Genomic DNA, 15537 nt, shown 5'->3' with positions numbered 1-15537 from the left:
TAATGTGCAACGCTGGTTGCACTGAATGTTTCTGCTCGTTATTGTGCATCCAGGAGGCAGTGACCGCAACCACGAAAGGCCGGACAAGGTGATGCAGGCAACATCGGCGCCGCCCCGGGCGGTCACCGTGGGCGAGGGCCTGGCGGTGCTCGTCGCCCGGCCGGGACCGCTCGAGCAGTCGGCGCAGTTCGACCGTGGCGCCGGCGGCGCCGAGGCGAATGTGGCGACCGTGCTCACCCAGCTCGGTGTCGACGCGGCCTGGCTCTCACGGGTCGGCGACGACGGCTTCGGCCGCTACCTCACGACGCAGCTGGCCGCCCAGGGCGTCGACGTCGGGGCGGTGGCGGTCGACCCGACGCGGCCCACCGGGGTCTATGTCAAGGAACGGGGCAGCGGGTCGGGCGCCGCGCACGATCTGCCCACCCACGCCAGTCGCATGCACTATTACCGCGCGGGCTCCGCGGCCAGCGCGCTGTCGCCCGCCGACCTCGCCTCCCGCGCCGCGGCCGCGCTGCTCGACGGGACGGACCTGGTGCATGTCACCGGGATCACCGTGGCGCTGTCGGCGTCGGCGAATCAGCTGACCCGCACCCTGCTCGCCCTGCCGCGCCGGGGCAGACTCGTCAGCTTCGACCTGAATTACCGTCCGGCACTGTGGGGTTCACGAATCGACCGGGCCGCCGACGAACTCGCCGCGCACGTGCGCGGCGCGGACGTGGCGCTGCTCGGCGCCGACGAGGCCGCCGAGATCTTCGGCACCGGCGACCCGGCGGCGCTGCGCGCGCTGTTCCCCGAACCCGCCCAGCTGATCGTCAAGAACGACCGGCACAGCGTCACCGGATTCGACGGCGACACCGTCGTCGAGGTTCCCGCGCTGGGGCTCACCGTCACCGAACGCATCGGCGCGGGCGACGCGTTCGCCGGCGGCTACCTCGCGGCCCTGCTGCACGGCGCCGACCCGCGCACCCGGCTGCGCTACGGCCACCTGTGCGCCGCCGCCACGCTCACCGCCACCGGCGATGTCGCGAAAATCCCTCCGGTACAGGACATTCGACGCCTGGCGGCGCTGCCGGAGACCGACTGGGCCGGGCTGCGCTACCCGGACACGCTGGATGGGACGATCGGGCCATGAGTCAAAGCGTGTCGCGCGCCCTGTCCATTCTCCTCGCGCTCGGCGAGGATTCGCAGTCCCTCGACGAGCTGGCCGTACGGCTCGGGGTGCACAAGTCGACGGTGCTGCGGCTGTTGCAGACCATGCAGGCCGAACGGTTCGTGGTCCGCGACGCCGCGCACCGGTATTCGCTGGGCACCCGCATGTTCGAACTGGCCAGTCACGCGCTGGAGAACCGCGACGTCCGCACCGTCGCACGGCCGCATCTGAGCGCGCTCGGCGCCGCCACCGGGCAGACGGTGCACCTGGCCGCCTACGAATCCGGCGACGCGGTCTACATCGACAAGGTCGACGCCGAACAGGCGGTGCGCATGTATTCCCGGATCGGCCGTCCCGCGCCGCTGCACTGCACCGCCGTCGGCAAGGTCCTGGTGGCCGCGCTGCCCCGGGCCGAGTGGGCGGCGGTCGCCGCGCGCCTGGACTACCACCCCTTCACCACCCGCACCCTGCGTGGTCCCGAGCAGTACCTGGCCGAACTGGACCGGGTCGCCGCCCAGGGCTTCGCCGAGGACCACGAGGAACACGAGAGCTTCGTCAACTGCATCGGCGTGCCGGTACGCGACGGCATCGGCGCCGTGGTGGCCGCCGTCTCGGTCTCGGTGCCCGACGTGCTGCTCGACCACGAGCAGGTGCTGGCACTGTTGCCCCAGGTCAGAGCCACCGCCGAGGCCATCTCCACCGAGCTCGGCTGGGACCCCCGCCGAGCCGTCCCCCCGAGGAAAGGCTGAATTCCATGCCCGCCGAGAAGATCGCCGTGCGCACCACCGACGCGCCCGCGCCCGCCCACACGTTCTCCCAGGGCGTGCGCAAGGGCCCGTTCGTCCAGGTCTCGGGCCAGGGCCCGGTCGACCCGCACACGAACGAGTACCTGTACCCGGGCGATGTGGCCGCCCAGACCACCCGCACGCTGCTGAACGTGAAGGCGATCGTCGAGGCGGCGGGCGCGAGCTTCGACGATGTGGTGATGCTGCGGGTCTACCTCACCGAGCGCGAGCATTTCGCCGTCATGAACGAGGCGTATGGTGAATTCGTCACCGAGCACACCTCCCATGGCGTGCTCCCGTCGCGCACCACCGTGTTCACCGGCCTGCCCCGCGCGGAGATGCTGGTGGAGATCGACGCGTTCGCCGTCGTAACGGACTGAGCCACAACGTTTCCGGCGATGTCCGGGACATCGGCGACGCACCCGTGTTGTGATGGGGCCCGCCCCGGACCGGGGCTGCTCCACCGTTCTACCCCGAGGATCGCCGTATGTTCGCCAAGACCGCCCGCCCGTTCGCCGTCGCCGCGCTCGCCCTGTCCGTCACCGCCCTCGGCGCCGGTACCGCTTCGGCGGCCACCGCTCAGCCGGTCGTCGGCTCGGTCGCCGTCTGCGCCAGCATCCCGGTGGGCCCGATCAGCATCAGCGTCTGCCTCTAGCCGCTAGCCCGAGTTGCGCAGGGCGGTGGCCAGGCCGTTCATGGTGAGCAGGATGCCCCGCTTCACCAGTTCGGAGTCGTCACCGCCGCGCAGCCTGCGCAGCAGATCCACCTGGAGCTGGTTCAGCGGCTCCAAGTAGGGGAAGCGGTTGTGGATGGACTCGGCCAGCGACGGGTTGTCGCTGAGCAGTTCGTCGTGGCCGGTGACCGCTTCGTACATGCGGATGGTGCGGGTGTGTTCGTCGCGGATCATCCCGAAGATCTGGGCGCGCAGGGCCGCGTCCTCCACCAGGTCGGCGTAGCGCGCGGCGATGTCGAGGTCGCTCTTGGCCATCACCTGGGCCAGGTTCGACAGCACCGTGCGGAAGAACGGCCAGCGCCGGTACAGCTCGGTGAGCCGGGCCAGCCGGGCGGGGTCACCGCCCACCCAGTCCTCGAGCGCGGTGCCGGTGCCGTACCAGCCGGGCAGCATCACCCGCGCCTGACTCCACGCCATCACCCACGGGATGGCGCGCAGATCCGACACCGAGTTGGTGGGCTTGCGCGAGGCCGGACGGCTGCCGATGTTCAAGTCGCCGACCTCGGCCACCGGGGTGGACTGCCGGAAGTACTCGACGAAACCCGGGGTGTCGTGCACCAGGTGCGCGTAGGCGGCCCTGGCGCGGGCGGCCAGGTCGTCGAGCAGTTCGTAGGCCGGTTCGGCGTCGTCGCCGAGGCCTTCCACATCCAGCAGGGTCGATTCCAGCGTGCCTGCGATCAGTGATTCCAGATTGCGGTGTGCCGCACCCTGTTCGGAGTATTTCGCGGCAATCACCTCACCCTGCTCGGTGAGCCGCAGCGACCCGCGCACCGCGCCGGCGGGCTGGGCCAGGATGGCGTCGTAGCTGCGACCACCGCCGCGACCGACGGTGCCGCCGCGACCGTGGAACAGCCGCAACCGGATTCCCGCCTTCGCGGCCACCTCCACCAGTTCCAGTTCGGCCCGGTACAGCGCCCAGTTGGCGGCCAGGTACCCGCCGTCCTTGTTGGAGTCGGAGTAGCCCAGCATCACCTCCTGCCGCATGCCCGCGGCCGCCACGAGGTCGCGGTACACCGGAACCTCCAGCACCGCGGCCAAAGTCGTGGCGCCCGCCCGCAGGTCCTCGATGGTCTCGAACAGCGGGACGATGCCGACGGGACTGCGCGGCGCGCCCGCGGCGGTGCCGGGATCGAGGATGCCCGCCTCTTTGAGCAGCAGGGCCGCCTCGAGCATGTCACTGACCGAGGTGCACATGCTGATGATGTAGTTCGGGACGGCCGCGGCGCCGAAGGTGTCGACGACCTCCTTGGCCGCGCGTAGCACGCCCAGTTCCTTGGTGGCCAGGTCACTGAGCTGCGCGTGCGGGCCGAGCAGCGGCCTGCGGATGCGCAGCTCGTTCGCGAGCAGCTCGACGCGTTCGTCCTCGGTCAGGCTCGGATAGTCAGGATGCACGCCCGACCAGGCCAGCAGTTCGGTGACGACCTGCTCGTGCACCTCCGAGTTCTGCCGCATGTCCAGGCCCTGCAGATGGAAACCGAAGGTCTCGATCGCGTGGCGCAGGGCGGCGAGGCGGTCGTCGGCCAGCAGCGCGTCACCGCTGGCGCGCAGCGAGGCGTCGATCGCGTCGAGGTCGTCGAGGACCGACTGCGGGGTGGGGTACGGCACGGCCGTGGTGGCCAGGCCGTTCTCCGGGAGATCACCCAGCGCCCGTGCGGCGGTGGCGCTGAGGCGGGCCCGGATCGCGTGCAGCGCACGGCGATACGGCTCGTCGGCGAAGACCGCGGGATCGGGGTAACCCGCCTCGGCCAGCGCCGCCACCGCCGGGGTCACCGGCACCAGCCGCGCCGACTGCGACAGCGACTTCTCCAGCTCCACCAGATCGTCGAGGTACCGCCCGAACGCGTAGGCGGCGGCCTGCTCGGCGGCGGTGTGCACGACTTCGGCTGTCACGAAGGGATTTCCGTCGCGGTCGCCGCCGATCCAGGAGCCGGGGCGCAGGATCGGGCGCGGCAGCAGCTCCACCTCGGGCCAGCGCGACCGCAGGGCGGCGCGCACCTGGGCGTTGATCGCCGGGATCACGTCGTAGAGGGTGAGGTCGTAGTAGCGCAGGCCCACCGAGATCTCGTCCTGGATCCGCAAGCGCGCCAACCGGATCAGCGCGGTGCGCCACAGGGTGAGCACTTCGCGGCGGATCCGCAGCTCGGAGTCGCCGAAGCCGGGGTCGCCCGGTTCCAGCCTGCGGCGCAGCCGCATCAGCTCGGTGATCTTGGCCTGCACGTCGAACACGGTGCGCCTGCGCGTCTCGGTGGGATGCGCGGTGATCACCGGCGAGACGAGCGCGTCGGTGAGCAGGTCGGCGACCGTCGCGCCGTCGAGCGCGGCCGCGTCCAGCTTGGCGTAGGTGGCCGCGAGGGAGGAGTCCTGCGGCGGCTCGCCCGCCGACACGTGCGCGGCGCGGCGGCGGTCGCGCTGGATGTCCTCGGCGAGATTGGCCAGCAGCACGAAATAGCTGAAGGCCCGGATCAGTGGGATCGCGACCTCGGTGGGCGTGCCGTCGAGCATGTCGGCGACGGCGCTGCGCTCGACCTCCTCGCGGCGCACCCGGAACGCCTCGATGCGTACCCGCTCGATCAAGTCGAAGACCTCGGGGCCCTCGTGATCGCGGATGGTGTCGCCCAGGATGCCGCCGAGGAACCGGATGTCCTCGCGCAGCGGCCGGGTCGCTTCCTGCTCCTGCACGTGCCGCGATTCGCCCATGGAAAGACAGTATTGCGGCGGCCCGTCGGACGCGACCCGGCGACGCGCCGCCGTGCTACAGCTGCCGGATCACCCGCGCCGGGTTGCCCGCCGCGAACACCCGGTCCGGCAGGTCGCGGGTGACCACGCTGCCCGCGCCGACCACCACGTCGTCACCGATGGTCACCCCGGGGCACACGATGACGCCGCCACCGAACCAGGCGTTGTTCCCGATCCGGATCGGGGCCGCCGACTCCCACCGCTGCCTGCGCCGCTCGTGATCGTCCATCGGGTGCAGCGCGGTGAGCAGCTGGCAGCGAGGGCCGATGGAGCAGTCGTCGCCGATCACGATCGGCGCGCAGTCGAGCAGGATCGCGTCGTAGTTGAGAAAGCTGTTGGCCCCGATCTCGATCAGGTACCCGTAGTCGCACTGGAACCGCGGCATGATCCACGACCCGTCGCCGAGCTTGCCCAGCAACGTGCCGAGCAGCTCGGTCCTGCGGCCGGTCTCGTCGGGGCCGGTGCGGTTGAACTCGTCGCAGAGCTGTTGCGCTCGTTGCCGTTCGGCCACCAGCTCCGGATCGCTGTCCCGGTACAACTCCCCCGCCAGCATCCGCTGCTTCTGTTCTCCCATGCCGGCGAGTCTAGGAGCGGAAACACCGTTGCCTCCCGATCGTCGCGTGGATACCGTTGATCGTCATGGTGTCGATGACGCATCTGGCCTCCTTCGCGGGGCTGGCGTTCCTGCTGGTGGTGGTGCCGGGACCGAGTGTGCTCTTCACGATCAGCCGGGCGCTCACGGTGGGCAGGCGGGCGGCGGTGCTGACCGTGGTCGGCAATTCAGCCGGGGTGTATGTGCAGGTCATCGCGGTGGCCGTAGGCCTGGGCACGCTCGTCGCCACGTCGGTGGCGGTGTTCACCGCGGTGAAACTGATCGGCGCGGGCTACCTGGTCTATCTCGGCGTGCAGGCGATCCGGCATCGCGGTGACCTGGCCGCGGCGCTACGGCCGGGTCACGTGGCGGCGGGCTACTCCACCCTCGCGGTGCTGCGCGACGGTTTCGTCTTCGGTTTCGCGAATCCGAAGACCATCGTCTTCCTGGCGGCGCTGCTGCCGCAGTTCGTCGACCCGGCGCGCGGTGGGGTGCCGCAGCAGATGCTGGTGCTCGGCATCTGTATCCCGCTGTTCGGGTTGATCTTCGATACGCTCTGGGCGCTCGCGGCCGATTCCGTGCGCGGCTGGCTCGCCCGTACGCCTCGCCGCATGGCCGCGGTCGGCGGCACCGGCGGCCTGGTGATGATCGGGCTGGGCACCTCGCTGGCCTTCACCGGGGGCAAGGACTGACCACCGTGCATGCCGCGCCCGCGGCGTGAAAGTAGGGTCGGGGTGTGACAGCAGCGCGGACCCGACACAACTACACCGGTACCTCGGTCGCCGAACGGCAGGTCGAGCGGCGGGCGCTGTTCATCGAGGCCGGGCTGACCGTGTTCGCGGAGAAGTCCTACGCCAACAGTTCGCTGACCGACGTGTGCGCGGCGGCGGGACTGTCCCGGCGGCAGTTCTACGAGCAGTTCGCGGGGCGCGAGGAACTCCTGGTCGCGGTCTACGACACGGTCCAGGGCAAGGCCAGGGCGGCGGTGGCCGAAGCGCTGGCGACGGCGGGCACCGATGATCTGCGCACGCTCATCGACGCCGCGGTGCGCGCCTACACCAGGGCGATCACCGCCGATATCCGCTCCGCCACCGTGGCTTTCGTGGAGATCGTCGGGGTCAACGCCGAGATCGAGGCCCATCGCGCGCAGGTCAGGGATCAGTGGGGCGAGGTGGTCGCCGCGATCGCGCAGGGGCGCGAGGGTGTGCGGACCCCGCCCGGCGGCTGGCGGGTCGCGATGGCGGCCTTCATCGGCGCCGTCAACGGCGCGGTACACCAGTGGAGCCTGGACGACCCCCGACCGCCCGTCGACGACCTCGTCGACGTGTTCACCACCCTGCTCAACGCCCTGACCGAGGCGGAGCCCCCGGCTCGCTGATTGCGATCTGCGCCACACCCGTGCCATAGTATCCGTCATTGAGACGAAGGCGTCTCAATTCACGTGAGGACTGTGCGCGATGAGATCTCCCCTCGCTCTGCGATGGTTCGCCCTGGTGACGGGCGTACTCGCGGCGGCAACGGTGGTGGTGGCCGGCCCGGTCGCCGCCGAACCGGCGGTGACACCGGCTCCGGTGATCCCCCTGCCGCCCGAGCTCGACCCGGGCTTCTACCTGCCGCCCGCCGACGTGGTGGCAGCGACGGCCCCGGGCGCGATCATCGCGGCCCGTCAGGTGCGGATCGCCGATTTCGGGCTGTTGCCGGTGGACGTGGACGCCTGGCAGGTGTCGTATCGCTCCAACAACAGCCGCGACGAGGCCATCCCGGCCGTCGCCACGCTGATCAAGCCGCGCGGCCAGGCGCCCGCGCCGCGCAAGCTGCTGTCGGTGCAGCTGGCCGAGGACTCGACCGCCGGCTACTGCGCGCCGTCCTATGCGCTGCAACATCTTTCGGTGGCCCCGGTGGCGGGCCAGGTCGTCGTCCCCGCCGAATTCCTGTTCGCCCAGGCCGCGCTGGCGCAGGGCTGGGCCGTAGTCGTGCCCGACCATCAGGGCCCGAACTCGGCGTACGCGGCCGGGCCGCTGGCGGGCCGGATCACCCTCGACGGCATCCGTGCGGCGACCTCGTTCGCCCCGCTCGAAGCAGGACCGGACGCGCCGGTCGGGCTCTACGGCTACTCCGGCGGATCGATCGCGACGGGCCACGCCGCCGAACTGAAGGCTTCCTACGCGCCCGAGCTGAACATCGTGGGCGCGGCCGAGGGCGGTGTCGGTGCCGATCTGGGCGCCGCGCTGAGCATGGCGAACAACCAGGCCACCTCGGGGCTGGTGTTCGCCGCGGTCCTCGGACTCACCCGCGAGTACCCCGATTTCGCCGCGTATCTCGAGCAGCGGCTCGACCCGGTCGGCAAGACCCTGTCGACGCTCAAGGCCCCGCTGTGCGTGCAGTACCAGTCGGCGTTGCTGCCGTTCCTGAACCTGACCGGCATGATCGGATCCGACGGTAATCCGCTCGACGATTCCCCCGTGGCGGCCATGCTCGACGACACCCGCATGGGCAAGTCGGTCCCCGACATGCCGCTGTTCGTCTGGCATTCGGCCTGGGACGAGATCCTGCCGCTGTCGGCTACGAACACCCTGGTCGACACCTACTGCCGCGACCCGCGGACCTCGCTCACCTACACCCGCGACCACGCCAGTGAGCACATCGTCGCCGAGGTGGTCGGCGGTCCCGCCGCGCTGCTGTGGCTGCGCGAACGGCTCGACGGCGTGCCGGCCCCCACGGGCTGCACCACCTCCGACGCGGGCACCATGGCCGCGACGCCGGGCGCCCTGGCGTTCCTAGGCGACTCGCTCGCCGCGAAGTTCGCCAGCCTGTTCGGCGTGCCGCTGGGTTCCCGCTGAACCCGCTGCCGGGGTGCGCTCGGGCCGCCCCGGCAGCGGCGTCCTCGCCGAATCCTCCTGACAGGGGCCCGCATCCGTGATCGACCTCAACCCGGCGATACATATTGACGTTCGATGTTGATTTGTATCATACTTCGCCGGGTTCACCGATCATGAGCAGGAGGTTCCCGTTGACCGACAACGCACGGGCCGCACTGGAGTTACTTCGCGACGCGGATCAGTTCAAGTGGTATGTCATTCCGCTCTTACTCCTGGTCATCTACGTGTACTCGGTCGAGGTCGAGCGACGGAACTGGAACGTGCTCTTCGCCGGGCTCGCGCTGTGGGGCATGGACTGGTTCAACGAGATCTGGAACGCGCTGGTCTTCCATGTCACCGAGCGGGCGCCGGTCTGGGCGGCGAGCGGACCCACCGCGTATCAGATCCTGATCGGGCTCAATATCGAGATCTGCTTCATGTTCGCGATCATGGGTATCGCGGCGGCGAAGATGCTGCCGCCCAAGGAGACCCGGATCTTCGGCCTGCCGAACCGGCCCGTGCTGATCGCGGCGAATTCGGCGGCGGCGGTGGGCGTCGAGGTGCTGCTGAACAAGGCGGGCGTGCTCACCTGGGACTGGTCCTGGTGGCAGCCGGGCTTCCCGTTCCTCATCTGGATCATCGGTTACGTGCCGTTCTTCGCGGCCTGCTTCTACGTCCACGACCTGGTCGGTGTGCGTCGCAAGGCGATCGTGGTCGGGGCGATTTTCGCGATCGACGCGCTCGCCCTGATCGGCTTCGGCGCGGCGGGGTGGCTGTGAGGGCCGGGCGCCGCGGGGCGCTGATCGCGGCCGCCGGGCTGACGCTCGCCGGGCTGAGCGCGCCGACCGTCACCGCTGACCCGGCCTGCCTGCCCATCGGCACCGTCGGCACGCCGGAGGTGACAGTCGACGAATCGACCGCGGGCCTGGAGTCGTTCGCCCCGGCGCCGATCGCGCTGCCCGAGCAGGTCTACCTGCGCGGCACCACCGAATCGTTCAACCGGCGCTGGACCTTCGCCACCCGCGACGGCGAGGTCTACGTCAAAGAGGCCGCCGCCCTGGGTGGTTGGCGCACCGTCGCGCTGCCCGGTTGCCTCGCCGGCACCATCGCCGGTGTCTCCGCGGACGACGACGAAGTGATGCTGATCGACCGCGACGGCCGCTTCGTCACGATGGATCACGCGCTCAGCGCCCCGAAGGACTGGAACTGGAGCAGCCGCTACGGCACCCCGCTGTGGACCGGACCCGGCAACACCCTCCCGCCGGGCGCGCTCAGCTGGTCGTGGTCGGTGTTGTCGCCCAACGAGGATCACGTCTGGACCGACACCGCGGGCAACGAGCATCCCGTCGGCGGCGCGAAGGTGTCGCACGTGTTCGCGCTGACCCACGGCGGGCAGCGGATCCAGTACGTCGACCCGTGGCTGCCGGTGGATCACAGCTACGAGATGGGGCTGCCGTTCGGCGGCAGGTTCCAGGCCGTCGCGCTGTCGACCAGTGCCTCGACCTCGCTGATCGTCAACCGGTACGGCGACTTCTACACGCGCCTCTACGATTTCGACATCTCCGGCGCGGACAAGGTGTTCTTCCGCTACTCCTACCAGGATCAGCGCGGCCTCCCCGAGGCGCCGGACATGCTGGCCGAGCGCGTCGACAGCCGCTACGCCGCCATCCAGCTGCCCGCGCCGGACTGGGTCGCCCAGCCGAAGGTGCCCGGCGAGATCACCGACCGCCTCTCGATCCACCGCACCGGGCCCGGCTCGGCCGCCAGGGAACTGCGCGTCGAAGGCCGTGACGGGGGCCGGACCGGGTTCTGGCGCAAGACCATCACCGACCCCGCCTGGACCTTCGTCGCCACCGGGCAGCCGCTCACCGGTGCGGCGCTGGAGAATTCGCCGGCCGACCGCTCGCGCGACACCCTCGGCCCGGTCTCACCGTACGACTATCGCGGCACCTCGCCCCAGGGTTGGACCGCCGCCATCCGCGCCTTCGACCCGGCGGTGTCCCCTACTCCGCTGCGCGTCGAATTCCCGGACGGAACGGCTGTGGACCTGGTCCTGCACACCGTCGACGGGTTGCGCCAGACACCGCAGCAGCCGGGGCTCACCGGGCAACCGCGCGTCTTCGACGGCACCGTCGAGGTGCCGGCGCGGCTACTCGACACGCTGGACGCTCAGCCGTCCGCGGTTCGCGATTTCGTCCGGAACACGCTGGGCGGCAACCGCTTCACCGACACCTCGATCGACGTCACCGACAGCCGTTTCCACCTCGCGCTCGGTGACCTCACCCTGCGCCGGGAGTGATCAGCTCACCTCCCGGTGCCGGGGCTGGACGCGATGGAGCAGGACCTGTTCGAGCAGGGCGACCAGCACATCGCGCACGGAGTCGCGGTCGCGGGCGTCGCAGTCCAGGACCGGGATCCAGTCGTCGAGACCGAGCGCCTCGCCGACCTCGGCGAGGTCGAAGCGGGGCGCCCCGTCGAAGCGGTTGACCACCACGACGAACGGGGTGTCGTGCTCCTCGAAGTAGTCCAGGACGGGGTAGCAGTCCTCGACCCGCTCGGTGTCGACCACGATGACCGCGCCGAGGGCGCCGTCGACCAGGTCGTCCCAGAGGAACACGAAGCGGTCCTGGCCGGGTGTCCCGAACAGGTACAGGATCAGCGACCGGTCGAGGGTGATACGGCCGAAGTCCAGCGCGACGGTGGTATCGGTCTTCGCGCCGCGGTGACCTGGGTCGTCGACTCCGATCGACACCTCGGTCATCGACGCCTCGGTGACCAGCGGCTCGATCTCGGAGATGGCCCCGATGAAGGTGGTCTTGCCGACGCCGAAACCGCCGCTCACCACGATCTTCACCGACGACGGCATGGTCGGCGCGGTACGGAATTCAGAGTGCCCGGACAAGATCCCTGATCCTCTCGATGGCGGCGGTAGACAGTTCCGGCGCGTCCCGGACACCGACGTGTCCGGCCGCCACCAGGTCGCTGACGATCACCTTGGCGATGCCGACCGGAATCCGCAGGGCGGCACCGATTTCGGCGATGGAATGCGGTCGCAGGCACAACCGCACGACGGATCGTTCCTCGAACCGCAGCGGGGCCGACAGCGCCGACGGCGGCGCCAGGACGAGGGTTTCGATACGCAGGCCGTCCAGGACCGGGACGGTGCGGCCCGCGGTGATCACGAACGGGCGCACGAAGCGATCGGCGGCGGAATCGGGATCTCTCATCTGCGCAACGACTCGCGCAGTTCCCCGATCAGCATCGGGTCGAGCAGGGCGCCCGCGCGGTCGGCCAGCACCGCCATCTCGTAGCCGACCAGTCCCACATCGCAGCCGCCGTCGGCGATCACGCCGAGGCAGCTGCCGTCGCCGAGCGCCGAGACCAGCAGGAAGCCGCGCTTCATCTCGATCATGATCAGTTTCAGGCCGTCGAAGTCGTAACTGCGCGAGGCGCTGCGGGCGAGGCTGGACAGGCCCGACACCATGGCGGCCAGCCGGTCGGCGCCGGCCCGCTCCAGGCCGTCGGACATGGCGATGAGCAGCCCGTCGGAGGAGACGGCGACGGTGTCACGCACGCCGTCGGTGTCGCGGACGAAATTGCCGAGCAGCCAGTTGAAGGTGTGCGGGTCGGCGGTCGGGAGGTGGGTGGTCACCGGGGCTCCTGGGGTCGGGTCAGTGCGTCGGATCGGGGGCGGGACGGGCGACGCCACCGCGTTCGTGGCCGGTACGGAAGGAAGACAACATGCTGCGCGTCTGCTCGGGGGTGCGATCGGCGGCCGGTGCGCGCTCCTGCCCTGCCGCCGGGTCGCGGCGGGGCCGCTCGGGCGATCCGGTGACCCTGGTCCGCTTGCTGCGCTTGACGAGACCGTTGCGCGTGCGCTCGACGGCGGGTACGAGCGGCTCCACCGGGGTGCCGCTCGCGGGCAGCGGATCGGCCGCCGCGACGCCGTCGGTCACCGAACTCGCTGTGCTGCTGAGGAACTGCGCGTAGACCGACCTGCCGGGGGCTTCGTCCACGCCGGCGCCGGACAGCGGACGGACGTGCCGCGCCGAACTGACGGCACCGGCTCGCCCGTTCGTGGCGTGCGAGCGAGCCCGCGCGTCCACGGTGTCGTCGGCGGACCTCCCGCGCACGTCCGCGCCATGTCCATGACGCTCGCTGTATTCCGTCACCGGTCGGCCCGCACCGCCGGACGGCTCCACCGGACTCGCCGAGCGATCGGACCGCAGCGTGCGGTCGCCGGACGGCGGCACCGAACGCACCGCACCACCGGGCCGCATCCTGCCGTCGCCGGAAGGACCTGCCGAGAGCACCGCACCACGAGCACCCGCCGCGCCGTCACCGGACAGCGCCGCCGACCGCACCGCACCATCGGCACCGGCCGCGTCATCGGCGGATGATCCCGCCGACCGCGCCGCACCGGCCCGGTCGGGACGTTCGCTCGCCGGTTCCGTCGCGGGCGTGACCGTCTCGTCGGCCAGGAGGCTCGACGGCAGGAGCAGGCGGGCGACGATGCCGCTGACCGGGGAGGTGGCGAGTTCCACGTCGATACCGAGGCGGCCTGCCAGGCGGCCGACGACGTAGTGCCCGAGATAGCGGGTGGAGGCGACGATGAAGTCCTGCTCGCCGCGCAGGCGGGCGTTGGCCTCGGCGAGCTGCTCGGCGGGCATGCCGACGCCGTGGTCGACGACGGCGAGCAGATAGCCACCGGCCACCGCGCGCCCGTAGATCTCCACCTCGAGGTCGGGCGGGGAGAAAGCCAGCCCGTTCTCGATGAGTTCGGCCAGCGCGTGGGCGAGTTCGCTGACCACGGCGCCGGTGATCGCGACGTCGTCGACCCGGCGCAGCACCACCCGGCGGTAGTCGTCGACCTCGGACAGGCCCGCGCGGATGACATCGGTCAGCGCGATCGGCTCGGCCCAGCGGCGCGGATTGGCCTCGCCCACGAGCACCAGCAGGCTTTCAGCATTGCGCCGCATCCGGGTGGCCAGATGATCGAGTTCGAACAGGTTCGACAGTGCCTTCGGATCGAGTTCCTCGCGTTCGAACTCACTGATCAGGCCGAGCTGCCTGCGCACCAGATTCTGGTTGCGCCGGGCCAGGTTCGCCATTGACTCGGTGGTGTTGCGCCGCACCAGCGCCTGCTCGGAGGCCAGCTCGAACGCGGTGGTCTGCACCCGGTCCAACGCGCCGGCGACGGCCGCGATCTCGGCGCTCGCTCCCGGTGGCGTGCGCACCGGCGCGGGTGGTTCCGGCCGGGCGTCGGCATCGCCGCGCCACGCCGCGATCACCTCGGGCAAGCGGTGCGAGGCCACCTCGTCGGCCTCGGTGGCCAGTCGCGCCAGCGGTCGCACGATGGCGCGCACGCTCGCGATCACCAGTGCGACCTCGGCGGCGATCGCCAGCAGCGCGGCCAGCGCGAAGCCGGCCAGGATCAGCGCGGCGGTGCGGCGCAGATCGGTGGCGCGGTCACGCACGTCGGCGCCGACGGCCTGCTGCACGGCGCGCTGACCGTCGATGACCTCGGTCATCCGCGCCCACCAGTCCGCCGGGTCGACCGGCTGCGCGAGCGGGCCCGCGGTCGAGGCGATCGCGATGTTCTCCGAATCGCCTGCCCGCACCGCGTTCTCGGTGGCCAGGACGGCGGCGAGGCGGTCGCGCTGGGCCGGGGTCGCCTCGCGGTCGAACTGGCCGAGCGCCGCGGTGCGGGCGGCACGGATGTCCAGGAATTGCACGTACTCCCCCGGCGCGAACTCGCCCGCGACGAACACCCCGTTGAGGAAGCCGCGTTCGCGCGCGGTGTGTTCCTTGGCGTCGCCGAGCGCGTAGAGGGCTTGCAGACCGTGCCGCACCGCCGGATCGCGGGCCTGGTCGAGCCCCAACGCGAGCCGGTTCACCGCGTCGACGCTGTCGGAGTAGAACTGGAAGGCTGCCTGCCGCGACACCGCGCGGGTATCGATCCGCGACCGGAGCGCGGGCAGATCCGAGAGCTGCCCCAGGGCCGACCGCACCTGGGCCGCGCCCGGCGGATCGGCCGCCACGAGGTCGGCGAGGGTGCGCAGCGCCGCGTCGGTGCCGTCGCGCTGCTCGGTGACCGGTTGCCGCAGGCGCGGGTCGCCGCCGAGCAGGCCGTTGCTCAAGCCTCGTTCGCGCTGTACCTGGTGCACCAGGTCCTGGGCGGCCAGCGCCACCGTCACCGCGTCCACGGTCTCGCCGCTGCGCCGGAACGCGCCGATCTGGGCCGACATCGTCAGCCCGAGCAGCCCGAGCACCAGGACCAGCGACACCGCCAGGATCCGGGCGAGCCTGCCCGCGATGGTGCGCGGCCGGATCAGCCCGCCGCGCACGGCCCGCCGACGGAAAAGTGAACGCACCACCTGCTCCTCTGACACACCGCCGGGTGGAATTCCCGGCGGCTCACCGAAAGTCAGGTGTCAACTTGCACCGCGTACACCGCACGGTCAATCCGGGACGGTGTAAGAAAGGATTTCGTGCGCTGATCTCAACATGCCGGAAATCAACGGGGGTTTCTGTATCCGAAACCTCACAGCCGCCACGGCAAGTGCGTGACCGGCCGGTTCTTCGCTCGATATAGAGCACCGGGCGAGTGGCGTGAGCCCGCACACAATTCGCCGGAATTGCGCACAGGTCGTCGAACGATAGCGACTCGGACCGAATTCCCG

Annotated in this window: 15 protein-coding genes; 9 read left to right on the top strand and 6 right to left on the bottom strand. The window is 70.7% G+C overall.

The features are described from left to right. Positions 1-91 precede the first annotated feature (91 nt). The 4 genes from EL493_RS15070 to EL493_RS32350 all read left to right on the top strand — a co-directional run bounded on the left by EL493_RS15070 (position 92) and on the right by EL493_RS32350 (position 2590). Positions 92-1132 carry a sugar kinase gene (locus EL493_RS15070; RefSeq protein ID WP_022567334.1) on the top strand — a complete coding sequence of 347 codons (1041 nt, stop codon included), beginning with the start codon at positions 92-94 and terminating at the stop codon, positions 1130-1132. After that, positions 1129-1899 carry an IclR family transcriptional regulator gene (locus EL493_RS15065; RefSeq protein WP_022567333.1) on the top strand — a complete coding sequence of 257 codons (771 nt, stop codon included), beginning with the start codon at positions 1129-1131 and terminating at the stop codon, positions 1897-1899. The genes EL493_RS15070 and EL493_RS15065 overlap by 4 nt, the downstream gene beginning before the upstream one ends. 5 nt (positions 1900-1904) lie before the next feature. Next, complete coding sequence (locus tag EL493_RS15060) at positions 1905-2315, top strand: RidA family protein (RefSeq protein ID WP_019046452.1); 411 nt, start codon at positions 1905-1907, stop codon at positions 2313-2315. 107 nt (positions 2316-2422) lie between these two features. Next, positions 2423-2590 carry a hypothetical protein gene (locus tag EL493_RS32350; protein ID WP_019046451.1) on the top strand — a complete coding sequence of 56 codons (168 nt, stop codon included), beginning with the start codon at positions 2423-2425 and terminating at the stop codon, positions 2588-2590. 3 nt (positions 2591-2593) lie between these two features. Here EL493_RS32350 and ppc read toward each other — a convergent pair whose 3' ends face one another. Further along, positions 2594-5365: a phosphoenolpyruvate carboxylase gene (gene ppc, locus EL493_RS15055; RefSeq protein ID WP_019046450.1), complete on the bottom strand. Its 2772-nt coding sequence runs from the start codon at positions 5363-5365 to the stop codon at positions 2594-2596. A 55-nt stretch (positions 5366-5420) separates the two neighbouring features. Continuing rightward, positions 5421-5978 (bottom strand): sugar O-acetyltransferase, encoded by a 558-nt coding sequence (locus EL493_RS15050; RefSeq protein WP_019046449.1) that lies wholly within the window; start codon positions 5976-5978, stop codon positions 5421-5423. A gap of 65 nt (positions 5979-6043) precedes the next feature. Between EL493_RS15050 and EL493_RS15045 the strand changes: the two genes are divergently transcribed. From EL493_RS15045 to EL493_RS15025, 5 genes are all read left to right on the top strand, one after another. After that, positions 6044-6688, top strand: coding sequence for a LysE family translocator (locus EL493_RS15045; protein WP_030203902.1), 645 nt, complete (start codon positions 6044-6046; stop codon positions 6686-6688). A 44-nt stretch (positions 6689-6732) separates the two neighbouring features. After that, positions 6733-7374, top strand: coding sequence for a TetR/AcrR family transcriptional regulator (locus tag EL493_RS15040; protein ID WP_019046447.1), 642 nt, complete (start codon positions 6733-6735; stop codon positions 7372-7374). A 79-nt stretch (positions 7375-7453) separates the two neighbouring features. Then, on the top strand, positions 7454-8836 hold the full coding sequence (locus tag EL493_RS15035) for a lipase family protein (protein ID WP_022567332.1): 1383 nt from the start codon (positions 7454-7456) through the stop codon (positions 8834-8836). A 170-nt stretch (positions 8837-9006) separates the two neighbouring features. After that, entirely contained in the window at positions 9007-9633 is a 627-nt protein-coding gene (locus tag EL493_RS15030; protein WP_030203899.1) for a hypothetical protein, read from the top strand. Further along, entirely contained in the window at positions 9630-11153 is a 1524-nt protein-coding gene (locus tag EL493_RS15025) for a hypothetical protein (protein WP_126405713.1), read from the top strand. The genes EL493_RS15030 and EL493_RS15025 overlap by 4 nt, the downstream gene beginning before the upstream one ends. On the opposite strand, the gene EL493_RS15020 is transcribed toward EL493_RS15025, so the two are convergent. Genes EL493_RS15020 through EL493_RS15005 form a run of 4 tightly spaced genes read right to left on the bottom strand, consistent with a single transcriptional unit; the run spans position 11154 to position 15228 of the window. Next, positions 11154-11720: a GTP-binding protein gene (locus EL493_RS15020; protein WP_019046443.1), complete on the bottom strand. Its 567-nt coding sequence runs from the start codon at positions 11718-11720 to the stop codon at positions 11154-11156. It lies immediately after the preceding gene. Positions 11721-11739: 19 nt separating this feature from the next. Further along, positions 11740-12081, bottom strand: coding sequence for a DUF742 domain-containing protein (locus EL493_RS15015; protein ID WP_019046442.1), 342 nt, complete (start codon positions 12079-12081; stop codon positions 11740-11742). Then, on the bottom strand, positions 12078-12506 hold the full coding sequence (locus tag EL493_RS15010; RefSeq protein WP_019046441.1) for a roadblock/LC7 domain-containing protein: 429 nt from the start codon (positions 12504-12506) through the stop codon (positions 12078-12080). The genes EL493_RS15015 and EL493_RS15010 overlap by 4 nt, the downstream gene beginning before the upstream one ends. Before the next feature lie 19 nt (positions 12507-12525). After that, complete coding sequence (locus EL493_RS15005) at positions 12526-15228, bottom strand: sensor histidine kinase (protein WP_022566601.1); 2703 nt, start codon at positions 15226-15228, stop codon at positions 12526-12528. Between the last annotated feature and the right edge of the window lie 309 nt (positions 15229-15537).

Origin of the sequence: Nocardia asteroides, from assembly GCF_900637185.1 — a bacterium.
Lineage (GTDB): Bacteria > Actinomycetota > Actinomycetes > Mycobacteriales > Mycobacteriaceae > Nocardia > Nocardia asteroides.
This window is presented reverse-complemented; position numbering and strand designations above follow the sequence as displayed.

Coding starts and splice junctions, on each gene's coding strand:
- EL493_RS15070 (WP_022567334.1), top strand. CDS start 92: ATGCAGGCAACATCGGCGCCGCCCCGGGCGGTCACCGTGGGCGAGGGC.
- EL493_RS15065 (WP_022567333.1), top strand. CDS start 1,129: ATGAGTCAAAGCGTGTCGCGCGCCCTGTCCATTCTCCTCGCGCTCGGC.
- EL493_RS15060 (WP_019046452.1), top strand. CDS start 1,905: ATGCCCGCCGAGAAGATCGCCGTGCGCACCACCGACGCGCCCGCGCCC.
- EL493_RS32350 (WP_019046451.1), top strand. CDS start 2,423: ATGTTCGCCAAGACCGCCCGCCCGTTCGCCGTCGCCGCGCTCGCCCTG.
- ppc (WP_019046450.1), bottom strand. CDS start 5,365: ATGGGCGAATCGCGGCACGTGCAGGAGCAGGAAGCGACCCGGCCGCTG.
- EL493_RS15050 (WP_019046449.1), bottom strand. CDS start 5,978: ATGGGAGAACAGAAGCAGCGGATGCTGGCGGGGGAGTTGTACCGGGAC.
- EL493_RS15045 (WP_030203902.1), top strand. CDS start 6,044: ATGGTGTCGATGACGCATCTGGCCTCCTTCGCGGGGCTGGCGTTCCTG.
- EL493_RS15035 (WP_022567332.1), top strand. CDS start 7,454: ATGAGATCTCCCCTCGCTCTGCGATGGTTCGCCCTGGTGACGGGCGTA.
- EL493_RS15020 (WP_019046443.1), bottom strand. CDS start 11,720: ATGCCGTCGTCGGTGAAGATCGTGGTGAGCGGCGGTTTCGGCGTCGGC.
- EL493_RS15015 (WP_019046442.1), bottom strand. CDS start 12,081: ATGAGAGATCCCGATTCCGCCGCCGATCGCTTCGTGCGCCCGTTCGTG.